The following is a 15,767-nucleotide window of genomic DNA, read 5'->3' on the forward strand; positions in this document are numbered from 1 at the left end:
GTTGCCAGGGGTTCAGGCGGCGTCGCCGAAGGGGACGGCATAGGGCAGCTCGCCCACGCGTACCAGGCTGCCGGCAGCGCTGCCCAGGTGCAGGGCGCCACCCACCGCATCGATCTTCAGTTCGGCCAGGCCGTCCCAGCCGCCTTGTGGCGCGGCGGCGGCATTGACCATCATGCCGCAGGGTTGGTCAGGATCCTCGGGGCGGAAGATCTCCGTGGCCGCGCCCGGCGCTTCGCCTTCGCCATGGATCAGCCACATGCGTCGCTTGAGCGTGCCGCGGTACTGGCTGCGCGCAACGATTTCCTGGCCCGGATAGCAGCCCTTGCGAAAGCTCACGCCGCCAACCAGTTCCAGGTTGATCATCTGAGGCACGAACTGCTCCTGCGTGGCAGCGGCGATGCGCGGCACGCCGGCTTGCACTTCCAGCCAGTCCCACACCACGGCATCCACCGGCACCAGCTGTGCCGACAGCGCAGCCTGGACTTCGTCGGCCTGTTCGACCGGCAGCACTACCTGCCAGCGCGGCAGCCCGGCGCCGTCGGGCAGCCGGATCACGGTGGCGCTGGCGGCCGCGGCGCTGGCCCAGGGCTCGGCCGGCGCGGGCAGGCCGGCCGCCTGCAGGGCGGTGGCGCCATTGGCACCTGCCACGCCCAGCACGGCGCGGGCCGGCGTGAGATCGGACAGCTTGGCCTTGGCGCGCAGCACGAACATCGACAAGCGCTTCTGGATAGCGGGCTGCAGGTCGGCGGACAGCTGGAGGACGATGCCTTCCTCGTCACGCCACATCAGGAAGCTGGCCAGCAGCCGTCCCTTGGGCGAGCAGTAGCCGGCCAGGCGGGCGGTGCCGGCGGCAAGGTCATCCACGGCATTGGTCAGCTGGGTATGCAGGAAACTGCCGGCGTCTTCGCCGGCAACCCGGATCAGGCCCAGGTGCGCGGGTCGGCAGACGACTCCACTTTGGCGCACGGCTTCGAACTGGGTGGCACGGTCTGGGGCAGGGGCATTCATGGCAGGTATCGCAAGCAAGGGGCGCACGGGCGCGCCGGATGGAAGGTGCAAGGAGCTACAAGCGGCTAAAGGTGCAAGGCTCCCGGTATTATATGAGGCTGTCGCCATTTCAGCCGGGATGCCCATGGTCGACACTGGGTGAGCCCGGCTTTGCCGCGGTGCATTGTGCGCCGCTACTTTCTCTTTTACATGAAACGTCTTTTCCTGCGGCTGCTGCTGGTCGCCGTGATTTTCACGATTGCCGCCGCCGGCGCCTTTGCCTGGTGGGCCAATCGCCCGCTCGCGCTGACAGCCTCGCCCATCGAGGTGGTGATCAAGCCCAATTCCAGTGTGGCCAGCGTTGGCCGCCAGATCCAGCGTGGCGGGGTGCAGATGGACCCCCGCCTGTTCGCGCTGCTGGTGCGGCTTACCGGTCATGGCGCCGACCTCAAGGCCGGGGGCTATGAGTTCGACAGCAGTGCCACGCCGCTGTCGGTGATCGGCAAGATCGCCCGGGGCGAGGTCAACCACTATGTGCTGACCGTCATCGAAGGCTGGGAATTCCGCAAGATGCGCGCCGCCGTGGATGCGCATCCGGCGCTCAAGCACGAGAGCCGCGGCTTGTCGGACGCGGAACTGATGAAGGCCATCGGTGCGCCCGAGCCGACGCCGGAGGGCCTGTTTTTCCCCGACACCTACCTGTTTGCCCGCGGCAGCAGCGATCTCGAACTGTACAAGCATGCCTATCGCGCCATGCAGCGGCGCCTGACCGATGTCTGGAACGCCAGGGCGCCTGACCTGCCATACAAGTCGCCCTATGAGGCGCTGATCATGGCCTCGATCGTGGAGAAGGAGACCGGCCAGCAAGCCGAGCGCCCGCTGATCGCGGCCGTGTTCATCAACCGGCTCAAGAAGGGCATGATGCTGCAGACCGATCCCACGGTGATCTACGGCATGGGCGAGGCGTTCGAGGGCAATATCCGCAAGCGCGACCTGCAGTCCGACACCCCTTACAATACCTACACGCGCAACGGCCTGCCGCCCACCCCGATCGCGTTGCCCGGGCTGGCCTCGCTGGCCGCCGCCACCGCGCCGGCCCCGTCCGACGCACTGTATTTCGTGGCGCGCGGCGACGGCAGCAGCCATTTCTCCAACTCGCTTCCCGAACACAACCGCGCGGTAGATAAATACCAGCGCGGCAAATAAGTCTCCCCATGCGCGGAAAATTCATCACATTCGAAGGCATCGACGGTGCCGGCAAGAGCACCCACGTGGAGTGGGTGGCGGACCGCCTGCGCGCCCGGCTGGCAGGTAACGCATCGGTCGTTACCACCCGCGAGCCCGGCGGCACGCCGCTTGGCGAGGATCTGCGGCAGTTGCTGCTGCACCGCAAGATGCATCTCGAAACCGAGGCCTTGCTGATGTTCGCGGCCCGCCGCGAACATATTGCCGAAGTCATCGAACCCGCGCTGACGCGCGGTGACTGGGTGGTTTCCGACCGCTTCACCGATGCCACCTTTGCCTACCAGGGCGGTGGCCGGGGCCTGCCGCGCGCACGGCTCGAAGTGCTGGAGACCTGGGTGCAGGATGGTCTGCAGCCKGATCTGACGCTSCTGTTCGATGTGCCGCTGGAAACCGCCAGCGCGCGCCTGGCCGGCGCACGCGAGCCCGACAAGTTCGAGGCCGAATCGCGTGCCTTCTTCGAGCGCACGCGGCAGGAATACCTGCGCCGCGCGGCGGAGTCTGCACAGCGTTTCCGGGTCATCGACGCGACTCGGAGCATCCCCGAGATTCAGGTAGAGCTTGAGAAAATCCTCGCAACACTTTGAATTGGCAGCAGGAATCGAGCGTATTGAGAGGGACGGGGATAGCCGAGCCTGTCGTCCTCTATCCCTCGCGCCACGTGCGTAGTTACACGAAGTTTCAACCCTAACTCACTGATCCGCATGCTTTATCCCTGGCAGAAAGAAGACTGGCAACGGCTGAACGCGCTGCGCGAGCGGCTCCCGCATGCCTTGCTCATTCACGGCCAGCAAGGCATCGGCAAGCGCGACCTGGCGCTGCATTTTGCCCAGGGACTGCTGTGCGAGACGCCGCGCCCCGACGGGCAGCCTTGCGGCACATGTTCGGCCTGCCACTGGTTCAGCCAGGGCAACCACCCGGACTTCAGCGTGGTGCGCCCGGAGGCCATGGAGGCGACGGACGACGCGCCGACGGATGAAAGCGGCAAGAAGAAAGCGCCCAGCAAGGTTATCCGCATGGAGCAGGTGCGGGCCCTGATTGAAACGGTCGGCATCGGCACGCACCGCGCCGGCTTGCGCCTGGTGGTGGTGTATCCGCTCGACGCCTTGCAGCATGAGGGCGCCAACGCCTTGCTCAAGACGCTGGAGGAGCCGCCGCCGTCCACCGTGTTCCTGCTGGTGACCGACCGGCTGGATCGTGTGCTGCCCACCATCCTGTCGCGCTGCCGCCAGTTTTCCGTGCAACGGCCCACGGCCGCTGCGGCCATGAGCTGGCTGAGCAGCCAGGGCGTGGGAGACGCCGAGGCGCAGCTGGCGCTGGCCGGCGGTTCCCCGCTGACCGCGTTGCATGCCGCCGAGGCCGAGGAGCAGCCGATGCAGCGCTGGCTGGTGAGCCAGCTTGGCGCCGGCGCCGGCTTCGATGCGCTGGCGGCGGCCGAGCAGGTGCAGAAGCTGCCGGTGCCATCGGTGCTTGGCATCCTGCAGCGCTGGACGTACGATCTGCTGTCGGCCCGCTTGGCCGCAACGCCGGGGCCGCGTTATTTCCCGCGCGAGCAGGCGGCCCTGGCGCGTTGCGCACAGGCAACCGATGCACACCGGTTGCAGGCGTTCTCCACGCGGCTCGTGGGCCATCGCCGCAGCGAGAACCATCCGCTGGCGGCTCGGCTGGTGATGGAGGCCGTGTTTCTGGAATACCGGCAGTTGTTTCAGTAAGCCGAAGACGTTGAACAAATCCAATATGGCCTGAAGGCCAACAGTCAGCAACAAGGGGTCAGTCATGAATACAGAGGTGACAGGGGCACGGGGCGCCAGCGTTCCCGGAGCCGCAGGCTTGGCCGCCGCCGGCGGCATCGGGGCGCCGACGGTCCCGGGCGCAGCTTCCCGGCCCAACGTGCTTTCGCTGTCGATCAAGGACCAGGCGGGCCTCTATGCGGCCTACATGCCGTTCCTGCACCGTGGGGGCATCTTTGTCCCGAGCAACCGGCCCTTTCGGCTGGGCGAGCAAGTCTTCCTGGTGCTTTCGCTGCTGGACCGGCCGCAGAAGTACCAGATTGCCGGCCAGGTGGCATGGATTACCCCGGTTGGCACGCCCAACAAGACGCCCGGCATTGGGATTCACCTGCCGGATGACGACAACGGCCGCAACCTGCGCCGCGCGGTGGAAGAGATCCTGGGCAAGACAATTGAGTCCGGTCGGCCCAGTCAAACGTTATAATTGACTTCATCTTTGTGGCGTAAGTATTTGATGTAGTTGGTTTTTTTAAAATTTTCTAGCCTGTCCGAGAAGATATTCAGCAATGAGTGATTCCGCCTTTACCGTGCGGCCCGCGCTGCAGCGTGACCTGGCCAACATCGTCGCCATCTACAACAGCACCGTCGCTTCACGCATGGTCACGGCAGACACCGAGCCCGTGGCGGTGGAGTCGCGCCAGGCCTGGTTCGATGAGCATCAGCCGGAGCGGCGTCCGCTGTGGGTGGCCGAGGACGGTGAAGGGCGCATGGCCGGATGGCTCAGTTTTTCCGACTTCTACGGGCGCCCGGCCTATGGCGCCACCGCCGAAGTCTCGATCTACCTGGACGCGACCCGCCGCGGGCAGGGCCTGGGGCGCTACCTGCTGCAGCAGGCCATCGCCCATGCGCCGCAAATCGGGGTCAATACGCTGCTGGGCTTCATTTTTGGCCATAACGCGCCCAGCCTGGCCCTGTTCGCCTCGCTGGGCTTCGAGCGCTGGGGTAACCTGCCGCGCGTGGCTGTGCTCGATGGGGTCGAGCGCGACCTGATCATCCTCGGGCGGCATCTGACAAAGCCAGCCGAGTAGGAACGCTCGCGAGCCAGGCGCCGCCAGGCAGCTGGCTCGCTGGCACGACCATATACAATGGCGGGTGGCGCCGCCCGCGGCGGCGTCTCTATCTGGAAACCGCCCCAATGTTTGTCGATTCCCACTGTCATCTAGATTTCCCCGACCTGGCCGCGCGCCTGCCCGAATTGCTGGAGAACATGCGCGCCAACCAGGTGTCGCATGCCCTGTGCATCTCGGTCACGCTGGAAGATTTTCCGCGCGTGCTGGCGCTCGCCGAGCAGCATCCGCACCTGTACGCCACCGTCGGGGTGCATCCCGATTACGAGGAGGGCGAGGAGCCCACGCTGGAGCGCCTGCTGGCGCTGTCGGCGCATCCACGGGTGGTCGGTACGGGCGAGACCGGGCTCGACTACTACCGGCTGGAAGGCCGCAGCATCGCGGACATGGAATGGCAGCGGGAGCGTTTCCGCACCCATATCCGCGCCGCGCGGCAGACCGGCAAGCCCCTGATCATCCATACCCGTTCGTCCGCCGAAGACACCTTGCGCGTGATGCGCGAGGAAAGCGCGGCCGAAGCCGGCGGGGTGATGCATTGCTTCACCGAGAACTGGGAGGTTGCCCGGCAATCGCTGGACGAGGGCTTCCACATTTCGTTCTCCGGCATCGTCACCTTCAAGAATGCGGTGGAGTTGCAGGAAACGGCGCGCAAGATCCCGCTGGACCGCATGCTGATCGAGACCGATTCGCCGTACCTGGCGCCCGTGCCGTACCGCGGCAAGACCAACCAGCCCGCATGGGTGCGCCATGTGGGCGAGTTCATCGCCAACCTGCGTGGCATCCCGGTTGAGGAGCTCGCGGAACGTACGTCGGATAATTTCTTCCGTCTTTTCAAGCATATAGATAGGAAATCTCATGCTTAACATGAATACTGTCCGACGCCTCGCCGCCGTTGCGGCCATGCTGGCGGGCGCCGTGGCCTGGGCTGCGCCCGTGGACGATATGCGCCATGCGGTGGAGTTCGACGACGTCAAGGCGGCCCAGAAGATGCTGGCGCGCGGAGTCGACCCCAACCTGGTGGATGCCAAGGGCAATCCCATGCTGGTGGTGGCATTGCGCGAGAAGTCGCTGAAGGTGGCGGAGGCGCTGATCCGCGCCAAGGACATCGATTTCGACAAGGCCAATGCGGCCGGCGAGACACCGCTGATGATGGCCAGCCTGCAGAACGAACTGGGCCTGGTCAAGCTGATGGTCGACCAGATGGAGGTCGAGATCAACAAGACTGGCTGGACGCCGCTGCATTACGCGGCGACCAACGGCAACAACGAGATCGTCAAGTTCCTGGTCGACCACGCCGCCTATATCGATGCGGAAAGTCCCAATGGCAGCACGCCACTGATGATGGCGGCGCGCGGCGGGCATATCGAGACGGTCAAGTTGCTGCTGGACGAAGGGGCCGACATGCGCCTGAAGAACCAGCAGGGCATGACGGTGATCGATTTTGCCGAGCGCTATCACCAGAAGGAGATCGCGGAGGGGCTGAAGTCGCGCTGGCAGAAGCTGTATCCGCAGACGCCGTTAAGCGCACAGCCTCCGCAAAAGGGCTGGAACTGAACAACTGAACGACTGAACATAAGTAAAACGCGCCGGGCTAAAACCCGGCGCGTTTTTGCTCCTGCCCAGACGATCCAGCGATCAGGTACTCAGGCGTCGTCGGCCAGGCGCACGCCGGTGAACTGCCAGCGCTGGTGCGGGTAGAAGAAGTTGCGGTAGCTGGCACGGATATGCGACTCCGGCGTGACGCAGGAACCGCCGCGCAGCACCATCTGGCTGCACATGAATTTGCCGTTGTATTCCCCCACGGCCCCGGCGCTAGGCTGGAAGCCCGGGTAGGGCTGGAAGGGGCTGGCAGTCCATTCCCACACGTCGCCAAACATCTGCCGCAGCACGCCGGAGGTATTCTGGCGATCAGGCAGCGGCCGCAGCACGCGTCCCTCGACAAAATTCCCGGTAGCCGGCAGGTTGCGCGCGGCGTGCTCCCACTCCGCCTCGGTTGGCAGGCGGCGCTCGGCCCAGCGGGCAAAGGCATCGGCCTCATAGAAGCTGATATGCGTGACCGGGCTGTCCGGATCCACCGGCTGCATGCCGCGCAGGCTCATTTGCCACCAGGTGCCTTCACGCTCCACCCAGTACAGCGGCGCTTCGATGCCGTGTTCGCACACCCAGCGCCATCCATCCGACAGCCACAATCCGGCGGTCCGGTAGGCGCCATCCTCGATAAATTCAAACCACTGGTGGTTGGTGACCGGGTGCGAGCACAACTGGTAAGGCTGCAGGAGCACGTTGTGCCGCGGGCCTTCGCAATCGAAGGCAAAGCCGTCGCGGTCATGGCCGATGGCGACCACGCCACCGGCAAAGTGGATCCATTCCGCCGCCGGGCGCGGATCGGCGATCACGGGCGCCAGCAACTCTGGCGCGAAGGCCGGCTTCAGCGGGTTTTGCGCGAACAGATGCAGGATGTCGGTCAGCAGAAGCTCCTGGTGCTGTTGCTCGTGGTTCAGGCCAAGCTCGATCAGCGCCGCCTCGGCATCGGTCTGCGCGCTGGTCAGCAGACCGAGCATGGTTTCGTCGACCGCCTCGCGGTAGGCCAGGATCTCGTCGAGCGAAGGCCGCGACAACAGGCCGCGGCGTGGCCGCGGGTGGCGGGCGCCGACGGATTCGTAATAGGAGTTGAACAGGTAGCGATACTGCGGATCGACCGGTTCGTAGTCCGGGATACGCGCCGTCAGCACGAATTCCTCGAAGAACCAGGTGGTATGCGCCAGGTGCCATTTGGCGGGGCTGGCGTCGTCCATGGACTGCACCGTGGCGTCGGCGTCGGTGATGTCAGCGACCATGGCTTCGGTAGCCGCGCGCACGTGGCGGTACTGGGACAGCAGGGCTGGCTCGTGCGGAGGATGCACGGCGCTGGCAGGCAGCAGGGCAGAGGACATGCGGGCTCCCGGATCGGACTATGCATCTGCCGCGGATACCGCTTTGGGTGGCGGCTGGCCGTGGCGTGTGGATTGCGGACAGGTTCCGACCCAGGCCTGCACAACAAGGCCGCGCGGGCTTCCCCCTGGATGGACATGCACCGAAACCGCTCAGGCGTTCGGAACCATCATAGACCCGATCGCGCGGTGGGCATAGCAGGCTCGCGCGTGCAAGAATCCGTGGCAGGGCGCGGCGCTGCAAGGTATGCGGGCTGAAACGCAAGAATGCAAAACGCCCGCCGACATGACTGCGGGCGAGCGTTTTGCGCGGGGCTGGGCGGCGCGAGGCCGCCGCGCCGGGATCAGGCTGCCAGGGCTGCCACGGCGCCGTTGGCGGCGACCAGGCTGGCTTCGCGGGCTTCGGGGCCCATTGCCAGGCCGTGGGCGCGCACGTACGTGATGTCGGTGAGGCCCAGGAAGCGGAACACCACGTCCACGGTCTGCTCGTGCAGGTCCAGGGCGTTGGCGTCCTGGCGCACGCCGCCGCGCGACGACACCACGATCACGCGCTTGCCGCCGGCCAGGCCGACCGGGCCGGTCTCGGTGTACTTGAAGGTGCGGCCAGCCTGGGCGATGCGGTCGATCCAGGACTTGAGCTGGCTGGGGATGCCGAAGTTGTATTGCGGTACACCGACGACCAGCACGTCGGCTTCGAGGAATTCCTTGAGGAAGGCTTCGGTGCGTTGCAGCTCGCTTTCCTGCACGGCGTTCAGGCCATCCTTCGGGCCGCCCAGCACGGGCAGCAGCGCGCCGGACAGGTGTGCCGGTGCGTCCTGGTCCAGGTCGCGCACGGTCAGGGTGGCTTCGGGGTGCTTGGCGCGCAGGTCGGCGACCACCTTGGCGGTCAGGCTGCGGGAAGCGGAATGGCCGCCAAGTACGCTCGAGTCGATTTGCAAGATCTTCATGTTCATCTCCACTGGGGTCGGGTTGGATGAATGAAAGATAGCGGTCTGCCATTGATGCCGGTAGTGGGGCAAAATAGAACTTATTGTTCCAGGCGCAGAACGCAGGCGGGCTGCTACCCTGGCACGCTCTTACCGCCAAGGATGACCCATGCAAGACCTGAACGATCTATCGCTGTTTGCCCAGGTGGTCCAGCACGGCAGTTTTTCGGCCGCGAGCCGTGCCAGTGGCGTGCCAAAGTCCCGGCTCAGCCGGCGCATTGCCCAGCTGGAGCGGGACCTGGGGGTGCAATTGTTGCGCCGGACCACCCGCCAGGTGCGCGTGACGCCCATCGGCGAGGCCTACTACGAGCGCTGCCGCGCCATGCTGACGGAGGCCGAAGCGGCGCGCGAAGTGATTGAGCAGGCGCGCGACCAGCCCGGCGGCACCTTGCGCGTGAGCTGCCCCGTGGCGATTGCCCAGAGCCTGCTGGCGCCCGCCATCGGGCATTTCATGCAGGCCAATCCCGGCGTGCGCATTGAACTGGAAGCCACCAACCGCCGCGTGGACGTGATCGCCGAAGGCTTCGACCTGGCGTTGCGGGTGCGCGAGGTGATGGACGACTCGTCGCTGGTGGTGCGCACCTACGGCGAGAGCCCGCTGATGCTGGTAGCCAGCCCTGCGCTGCTGGACAGCATCGGCCGCCCGCGCACGCCTGAAGCGCTGGACGGCATGCCGGGCGTCAACCAGAAGCCGCACGACGGCAAGCATGCCTGGACGCTGACCTGCAATACCGGGCAGTCGATCCACGTGCAGTACGATCCGCGCCTTGTCACCGACGAATTCGCCTTGCTGCGCGCGGCCGCCATCGCGGGCATCGGCGTGGCGATGCTGCCGCGCATGTTCTGCCGCGATGCCATCGAGAGCGGGGAACTGGAGGTGCTGCTGCCGCAGTGGATCATGCCGGTCGGGACGTTGCATGCGGTCTTTCCCTCGCGCAAGGGCATGCCGCCGGCGCTGCGGCGCTTCCTGGATTTCCTTGCCGACATCCTGCCCGAGACGGCCTGCAAGGCGGGCATGCAGCCGCCGCGCCAGCCGGGCATGCACCGGCCCATCGGCCAGATCTGATGGCGCGTCCGCGCAACTTGTGCCTTTACCTTCACCGCGCGGCGCACTAAGGTAAATATGCGTGCCGCGCGTGGAGCCAAAGGCGCTTCGCCTGCAGGCAGCGCATTCGCGCTTTCGTTTTCTGATCCGGACAAGGAGTGACGACCATGAGTGGTTCTCAGCCATCGCAGGACCTGGGCAAGGCGGTACTGCGCATTGTGCTCGGCGTGCTGGTCCTGCTGCACGGGATCTCCAAGCTTATCGCCGGGCCGGGGTTCGTGACGCAGGTGGTGACGCAGGCCGGCCTGCCCGTCGTGCTGGCCTACGGTGTCTATATCGGGGAAGTGGTGGCGCCGGTGCTGCTGATCCTTGGTTTGTGGGCCCGGGCCGCCGCGCTGATCGTCGCCGTCAACATGCTGGTGGCAGTGGGCCTCGTCCATATGAAGCAACTAGGCGCGCTGGCCGACACCGGTGGCTGGGCGCTGGAATTGCAAGCAATGTTCCTGGGTGGCGCCATCGCGGTCGCGCTGCTGGGCGCGGGGCGCCTGAGCGTGGGCGGCGTCAACGGCAAGTGGAACTAGCGTAGCTGCCGTTTGGGAGCGCCCTCGGGGCGCCCTCAGGGCGTCCAGCGGCCCAGCGTTTCAGCCACAAACATGTCGGGCGGCAGCGCGGGGGACCACAGGTAGCCCTGGCCAAGGTCGCAGCCCAGGGCTTGCAGCGCGTCGCGCTGCGCGGGGGTCTCGATGCCCTCGGCCACGCATTCCAGCTTGAGGTCTCGCGCGAGGTTGATGACGTTGCGGCAGATCGCCGCGCGCTGGCTGTTACCGGGCACCGCCACCACGAACGAGCGGTCGAGCTTGATCTGGGTGAAGGGCAGGTCCGCCAGCAGCTTGAGGGTGGCGATGCCGATCCCGAAATCGTCGATGGCCACGCCGTAACCTAGCAAGCGCAGGCGGTTCAGCGCAATCGACAGGGCACGGGTGTCGCAGACCGGGTAGCCCTCGGTCAATTCGATATTCAGCAACTGGCGGGGCATGCCGCTGGCTTCCACCATGGCATCGAAGGCGTCGAGCACGCCGGGCCGGCACAGCGTCTGCGCGGAGGCATTGATGCTCAGCGGGATACGCACGCCGCGCGCCAGCAACTGGCGCTGCACCGACAGGCATTGCTGGCCCGCCAGCTGGAAGATGGCATCGGCCTCGCCCATTGCCTCGAGCCTTGGGATGAAGAGGTCGGGCCGGATCAGGCCCATGGTCGGATGGCGCCAGCGGCAAAGCGCTTCTGCGCCGGCCAGCGCGCCCGTGCTGATCCTGAACTGCGGTTGCAGCATGATGAAGATGGCGCCGGGCGTCTGCATCGCGGCCAGCAGCTCGCGGTCATCCGGCTGGCTTGGGGCCGCCGCCGGGGCTTCGGCGGTGAGGTCGCGCTCCAGCGCATCCTGCAGGATCTCTTCCAGCACCACCGCCGAGATCGGCTTGCGCACCGCGCGCACATGGGCGAGCCCAACCGAATCGGCCAGGCTCACATGGGAATCGATGATGTCGTCCTGCAGCGCGGACACCCATACCCACAGGGGCTGGGCGCCGGCGAAGGCGTGGTCCTTGCGCCGGGTCAGCTCGTCCATCATGCCGGGCCCGTTGAGCCCTGGCATCTCGATATCGCAGAGCACGAGGTCGACCTTGCGCGCGGCAAGCAGGTCCAGCGCAATGCGGCCGTCCGCGGCACAATGCACGTCGCTGACGCCCAGCTGGGTCAACAACTGTTCTGCCGCCAGCAACTGGAACGGGTGGTCATCGACCACCAGGGCTGACAGTCCGGCGTAGCGCGTCTGCATGGTTGGCTCGGGATTGGGTCGATGGAAATCGGCCGGTGAGAACGGGCAGAGTCGATTCGAGGCAGGCTTCGTCCATAGTAGCGCACATGCCGCGCGGTGGGCACGCCTTTGCGCGGGCGGATGCCGACGTTGGCGCGCAGGGTTCGCGTGGCGGGGGAGGGGGCCCGGCGCTGGAAAGCAGGCGATATTCCGTTGCAAGTGCCATCTTGCGCGGAAACGCCGCGCCCAGACCCGCTACAATCGTCGCCCGAGGTATTTGATGATGGCGTTTCGATAATGGGTTTTGGCTGGTTCGGATTTTCGACCTTGTGGCTTGTGCCGCTGGTGTGGCGCCAGGTGGCGCGCCTGCTCGCCGGCGAGCGCCGGTTCTTCAGTGGACGCGGCACGCTGCGGGTATGGCTTGGCACGTTGATCGTGCTGTGCGCGAGCGCTTCGCTCGAAGCGCTGACAGGCGCGGCGGGCGAGGGCGGCATGGCAGGCAGCACGTCGGGCGGCAGCGCCGGGCGCGCGCTGGGCACCTTGGTTTCCGGCATGCTCGGCTGGAGTGCCAGCCTGCTGCTGATGCTGGGCGTGCTGGCCCTGGCCGCGCCGATGGTATTTGGCGAAACCTGGCGCAGCCTGTTCCTGCGCAAGCCCAGCTTGCCGGAGCCGGATGAGGCCGAGCTGGCGCCCGCGCGCCCGCCCGCCCGCACCGCGCGCGAGCCGGACAGCTGGGAGACCACCCACCTCGGCGCCACGCACACCGCCGTGCCGGGCTCGACCGACTATGTGCCGCGCCACAAGGGCATCGAAGCCGTATCGGCGCGGCGCCAGCCAGTCTGGCAGCCGCCGGCGCGCACCCGCAATTCGCCGCCGCAGCCGGGCGAGATCTGGCTGCAGCAGGCCGGGCCGCCGGGCGCCGCCAAGCCGGAGGCCCCTGCGCCCGCATCGCCACCGCCCGCAGCCAAGGCGCCCGCCAGGCCGGCGCCGCTGCGCACCCCCAGCCAGCCGCAAGCCACCAGCCCGGCAGCCGCGCGCGCGGCATCCGTCGCGGCGGCGGCTAGTGCCGCGGCGGCAACGCAGGCCCGCGCAGCCAGTCCTGCCCCGGCCGCGGCTGCACGGGCGACCGTGGCCAGCAGCCCGGTGCGCCAGCCGCAGATGAGTGCACGCTCGGCCATCACAACGCTGCCGCAAGCCAATGCGCGGCCCGCCCAGCCCGCTGCGGCAAAGAGCGTGACGACAGCTGCCGCGGTGCGGCCGGTTGTCGTGCCCGCTGTTGTACCCGTTGTCATGCCGGTTGGGCAGGCCGACGATGCGCGCCAGCACCAAAGCGAACAGGTTGCCGCCGTGCCAGCAGGGCCGGCAGCGTCCGAAGCGCTGCCCCGCCAGGCGCAGGAAACGCAAGTGCTGGAGGCCGAGGCCGTCCCCGCTGCGGCGCCCGCCGAGCCGCGACCTATGGCGGTGCTGTCCACCGAGGACATTGCCATTTCCGCCGCCGCACCCTTTGAGGCCCCGCAGATTGCGGAGCCGCGCGCGGAATCCCCCGGCGAAGCCGCGACGCCCTCCGTGACGCTGGATGCGCTCCGCCTGGAAGCCGAGGCGCTGATGGCGGAGCTGAGCGCACTGGCCAGCGCCTGGAAGCCGGCGCGGCCTGCTGCTCCGGCGGCTGACGCGCAGCTGGAGCCGGAAGCCGCTCCTGCCGCCGCCGCGGTTGTCGCGGAGGCAGCCACCGATGTTGTCACCGATGCCGTAAGCGAGGTCGCCGCGCCGGTCGTGGCTGAGGCCCTGCTCGAAATCCCGGTCGATGCAACAGCCGAAGCAACAGCCGAAGCCAGCGACGAAGTCGTTGCCGAACCGTCTGCCGTGGATGCCGAAGCGGCTGTCCCGGCCGAGCCCGAGGCGGTTGCACTGCCAGAGGTTGCCCTGGCGCCCGAGGTGGACGAACCGGCAATGGCTCAGGAGCCGGCAGGCGCCGCCGAGCCGGAAGTAGAAGCACAAGCTGCGCCGACGGCGGAAGCCGCGCCTAATATCGTGTTCGTTCAGGATGCCGAAGCTGACCTGGAGCCCATCGCCGGCTCCGACCCCGAACCTGAAGAAGCCACGGAAGAGATCGCTGAAGGCGTTCTCGATGCCAACCTGCTGGTCGAGCACCGCAGCGAGGTTAGCGCTGCCAGCCCCGCGCCTGCGATAGAAGAAACGCCGGCTCCGCTGCCCGAAACATTGCCAGCCACGCCGCCGGCGCCCAAGCCGCGCATCGTGCTGCCGGCCGTGGTCGGCAAGATGGTGGCGCTCGATGCGCCGGTAGCGGCCGCCGCACCCGCCGCATTCGCCGTAGCCACCGCACCTGCAGCGGGTACAGTGCCGGCGTCGCAAGTGATTGCCGTCACGCCGCCGCCGTCCCGTATTTCGGACTACCGCTTGCCGGACCTGGGCCTGCTGGAAACCGCCACGGCTGACATCCAGCAGGTGACCGAGGAGCAGTTGCAGGAAACCGGCAACCTGATCGCGCAACGCCTGGCGGAGTTCAAGGTGCCGGTGTCGGTGGTCGGCGCCTCGGCCGGCCCGGTCATCACGCGCTTCGAGGTGGATCCCGCCATGGGCGTGCGTGGCGCGCAGGTGGTCGGCCTGATGAAAGACCTGGCGCGGGCGCTGGGCGTGACCTCGATCCGCGTGGTCGAGACCATTCCCGGCAAGACCTGCATGGGCCTGGAGCTGCCGAACGCGCGGCGCCAGATGATCCGCCTGTCCGAGATCGTGGCCGCCTCATCGTTCCTCGCGCATAGCTCGCACCTGGTGCTGGCGATGGGCAAGGACATCACCGGCAACCCGGTGGTGACCGATCTCGCACGCGCGCCGCACCTGCTGGTGGCCGGCACCACCGGCTCGGGCAAGTCCGTGGCGGTCAACGCCATGATCCTGTCCTTGCTGTACAAGGCCACGCCGGACGATGTGCGCCTGATCATGATCGACCCCAAGATGCTGGAGCTGTCGGTCTACGAAGGCATTCCGCACCTGCTTTCACCGGTGGTGACCGACATGAAGCAGGCCGCGCACGCGCTGAACTGGTGCGTGGGCGAAATGGAAAAGCGCTACCGCCTGATGTCGGCGCTGGGCGTGCGCAACCTGGCCGGCTTCAACCAGAAGATCCGCGCCGCCGAGGCCGCGGGCGAGCACGTGCCCAATCCGTTCTCGCTTACGCCCGATGCGCCCGAGCCGCTGCGCACGCTGCCATTCATCGTGGTGGTGATCGATGAGCTGGCCGACCTGATGATGGTGGCCGGCAAGAAGATCGAAGAACTGATCGCGCGGCTGGCGCAGAAGGCCCGTGCCGCCGGCATCCACCTGATCCTGGCCACGCAGCGCCCGTCGGTGGATGTGATCACCGGCCTGATCAAGGCCAACATCCCTACCCGGGTGGCGTTCCAGGTCTCGTCCAAGATCGACTCGCGCACCATCCTCGACCAGATGGGCGCCGAGAGTCTGCTGGGACAGGGCGACATGCTGTTCCTGCCGCCGGGCACCGGCTATCCGCAACGCGTGCACGGCGCCTTTGTGGCTGATGACGAAGTGCACCGCGTGGTGGAGCATTGGAAGCAGTTCGGCGAGCCCGACTACGACGAGGCGATCCTCGCGGGCGATCCCGCCGAGGCCGCGGCGTCGGACCTGTTCGGCGAAGGTGGTGGCGACGTGGAGGCCGACCCGCTATACGACGAAGCGGCCTCCTTCGTGCTGACCAGCCGGCGGGCCTCGATTTCCGCCGTGCAGCGCCAGTTGCGCATTGGCTACAACCGTGCGGCGCGCCTGATCGAGCAGATGGAAGTGGCGGGACTGGTCTCGCCGATGGGCCGCAACGGCGCGCGCGACGTGCTCGCGCCAGGCCCGGGCGATTGACGTTGGCGGCAGGCGT

Annotated in this window: 14 protein-coding genes; 10 read left to right on the forward strand and 4 right to left on the reverse strand. The window is 67.1% G+C overall.

All coding sequences use genetic code 11. The features are described 5' to 3' along the window. Positions 1-12: 12 nt before the first annotated feature. The gene (gene ygfZ, locus AB4061_RS14715; RefSeq protein ID WP_441634909.1) at positions 13-1,008 is read right to left on the reverse strand and encodes a CAF17-like 4Fe-4S cluster assembly/insertion protein YgfZ; all 996 of its coding nucleotides are present in this window, start codon (positions 1,006-1,008) and stop codon (positions 13-15) included. A 189-nt stretch (positions 1,009-1,197) separates the two neighbouring features. On the opposite strand from ygfZ, the gene mltG reads away from it, so the two are divergent. The 7 genes from mltG to AB4061_RS14750 all read left to right on the forward strand — a co-directional run bounded on the left by mltG (position 1,198) and on the right by AB4061_RS14750 (position 6,640). After that, positions 1,198-2,193, forward strand: a complete 996-nt coding sequence (gene mltG, locus AB4061_RS14720) for an endolytic transglycosylase MltG (RefSeq protein WP_441634911.1) — start codon at positions 1,198-1,200, stop codon at positions 2,191-2,193. Positions 2,194-2,201: 8 nt separating this feature from the next. Further along, a complete protein-coding gene (gene tmk / locus AB4061_RS14725) occupies positions 2,202-2,816 on the forward strand; it encodes a dTMP kinase (RefSeq protein ID WP_174426361.1) in 615 nt (204 codons plus the stop codon). Positions 2,817-2,933: 117 nt separating this feature from the next. Beyond that, positions 2,934-3,941, forward strand: a complete 1,008-nt coding sequence (locus AB4061_RS14730) for a DNA polymerase III subunit delta' (RefSeq protein WP_441634913.1) — start codon at positions 2,934-2,936, stop codon at positions 3,939-3,941. A gap of 64 nt (positions 3,942-4,005) precedes the next feature. Beyond that, positions 4,006-4,443, forward strand: coding sequence for a PilZ domain-containing protein (locus tag AB4061_RS14735; RefSeq protein WP_237717190.1), 438 nt, complete (start codon positions 4,006-4,008; stop codon positions 4,441-4,443). An 82-nt stretch (positions 4,444-4,525) separates the two neighbouring features. Continuing rightward, the gene (locus tag AB4061_RS14740; protein WP_441634916.1) at positions 4,526-5,047 is read left to right on the forward strand and encodes a GNAT family N-acetyltransferase; all 522 of its coding nucleotides are present in this window, start codon (positions 4,526-4,528) and stop codon (positions 5,045-5,047) included. Between the two features lie 107 nt (positions 5,048-5,154). After that, the gene (locus tag AB4061_RS14745) at positions 5,155-5,949 is read left to right on the forward strand and encodes a TatD family hydrolase (protein WP_441634918.1); all 795 of its coding nucleotides are present in this window, start codon (positions 5,155-5,157) and stop codon (positions 5,947-5,949) included. A 1-nt stretch (position 5,950) separates the two neighbouring features. After that, the gene (locus AB4061_RS14750; protein ID WP_441634920.1) at positions 5,951-6,640 is read left to right on the forward strand and encodes an ankyrin repeat domain-containing protein; all 690 of its coding nucleotides are present in this window, start codon (positions 5,951-5,953) and stop codon (positions 6,638-6,640) included. An 89-nt stretch (positions 6,641-6,729) separates the two neighbouring features. Here AB4061_RS14750 and egtB read toward each other — a convergent pair whose 3' ends face one another. Both egtB and AB4061_RS14760 read right to left on the reverse strand, forming a co-directional pair. Then, complete coding sequence (gene egtB, locus AB4061_RS14755) at positions 6,730-8,019, reverse strand: ergothioneine biosynthesis protein EgtB (RefSeq protein WP_441634922.1); 1,290 nt, start codon at positions 8,017-8,019, stop codon at positions 6,730-6,732. Between the two features lie 341 nt (positions 8,020-8,360). Next, positions 8,361-8,963, reverse strand: coding sequence for an FMN-dependent NADH-azoreductase (locus AB4061_RS14760; protein ID WP_416048637.1), 603 nt, complete (start codon positions 8,961-8,963; stop codon positions 8,361-8,363). Positions 8,964-9,111: 148 nt separating this feature from the next. On the opposite strand from AB4061_RS14760, the gene AB4061_RS14765 reads away from it, so the two are divergent. Together AB4061_RS14765 and AB4061_RS14770 are read left to right on the forward strand one after the other, a co-directional pair. Then, the gene (locus AB4061_RS14765; protein WP_441634924.1) at positions 9,112-10,068 is read left to right on the forward strand and encodes a LysR family transcriptional regulator; all 957 of its coding nucleotides are present in this window, start codon (positions 9,112-9,114) and stop codon (positions 10,066-10,068) included. A gap of 146 nt (positions 10,069-10,214) precedes the next feature. After that, positions 10,215-10,628 (forward strand): DoxX family protein, encoded by a 414-nt coding sequence (locus AB4061_RS14770; protein WP_441634926.1) that lies wholly within the window; start codon positions 10,215-10,217, stop codon positions 10,626-10,628. Between the two features lie 35 nt (positions 10,629-10,663). On the opposite strand, the gene AB4061_RS14775 is transcribed toward AB4061_RS14770, so the two are convergent. Next, on the reverse strand, positions 10,664-11,881 hold the full coding sequence (locus AB4061_RS14775) for an EAL domain-containing response regulator (RefSeq protein WP_441634928.1): 1,218 nt from the start codon (positions 11,879-11,881) through the stop codon (positions 10,664-10,666). Positions 11,882-12,157: 276 nt separating this feature from the next. Between AB4061_RS14775 and AB4061_RS14780 the strand changes: the two genes are divergently transcribed. After that, the gene (locus AB4061_RS14780; RefSeq protein ID WP_441634930.1) at positions 12,158-15,751 is read left to right on the forward strand and encodes a DNA translocase FtsK; all 3,594 of its coding nucleotides are present in this window, start codon (positions 12,158-12,160) and stop codon (positions 15,749-15,751) included. The last annotated feature ends 16 nt before the right edge of the window (positions 15,752-15,767 follow it).

Source organism: Cupriavidus sp. YAF13, assembly GCF_052113425.1.
Classification (GTDB): Bacteria; Pseudomonadota; Gammaproteobacteria; order Burkholderiales; family Burkholderiaceae; genus Cupriavidus.

Coding starts and splice junctions, on each gene's coding strand:
- ygfZ (WP_441634909.1), bottom strand. CDS start 1,008: ATGAATGCCCCTGCCCCAGACCGTGCCACCCAGTTCGAAGCCGTGCGC.
- mltG (WP_441634911.1), top strand. CDS start 1,198: ATGAAACGTCTTTTCCTGCGGCTGCTGCTGGTCGCCGTGATTTTCACG.
- AB4061_RS14730 (WP_441634913.1), top strand. CDS start 2,934: ATGCTTTATCCCTGGCAGAAAGAAGACTGGCAACGGCTGAACGCGCTG.
- AB4061_RS14735 (WP_237717190.1), top strand. CDS start 4,006: ATGAATACAGAGGTGACAGGGGCACGGGGCGCCAGCGTTCCCGGAGCC.
- AB4061_RS14740 (WP_441634916.1), top strand. CDS start 4,526: ATGAGTGATTCCGCCTTTACCGTGCGGCCCGCGCTGCAGCGTGACCTG.
- AB4061_RS14745 (WP_441634918.1), top strand. CDS start 5,155: ATGTTTGTCGATTCCCACTGTCATCTAGATTTCCCCGACCTGGCCGCG.
- AB4061_RS14750 (WP_441634920.1), top strand. CDS start 5,951: ATGAATACTGTCCGACGCCTCGCCGCCGTTGCGGCCATGCTGGCGGGC.
- egtB (WP_441634922.1), bottom strand. CDS start 8,019: ATGTCCTCTGCCCTGCTGCCTGCCAGCGCCGTGCATCCTCCGCACGAG.
- AB4061_RS14760 (WP_416048637.1), bottom strand. CDS start 8,963: ATGAAGATCTTGCAAATCGACTCGAGCGTACTTGGCGGCCATTCCGCT.
- AB4061_RS14765 (WP_441634924.1), top strand. CDS start 9,112: ATGCAAGACCTGAACGATCTATCGCTGTTTGCCCAGGTGGTCCAGCAC.
- AB4061_RS14770 (WP_441634926.1), top strand. CDS start 10,215: ATGAGTGGTTCTCAGCCATCGCAGGACCTGGGCAAGGCGGTACTGCGC.
- AB4061_RS14775 (WP_441634928.1), bottom strand. CDS start 11,881: ATGCAGACGCGCTACGCCGGACTGTCAGCCCTGGTGGTCGATGACCAC.
- AB4061_RS14780 (WP_441634930.1), top strand. CDS start 12,158: ATGGGTTTTGGCTGGTTCGGATTTTCGACCTTGTGGCTTGTGCCGCTG.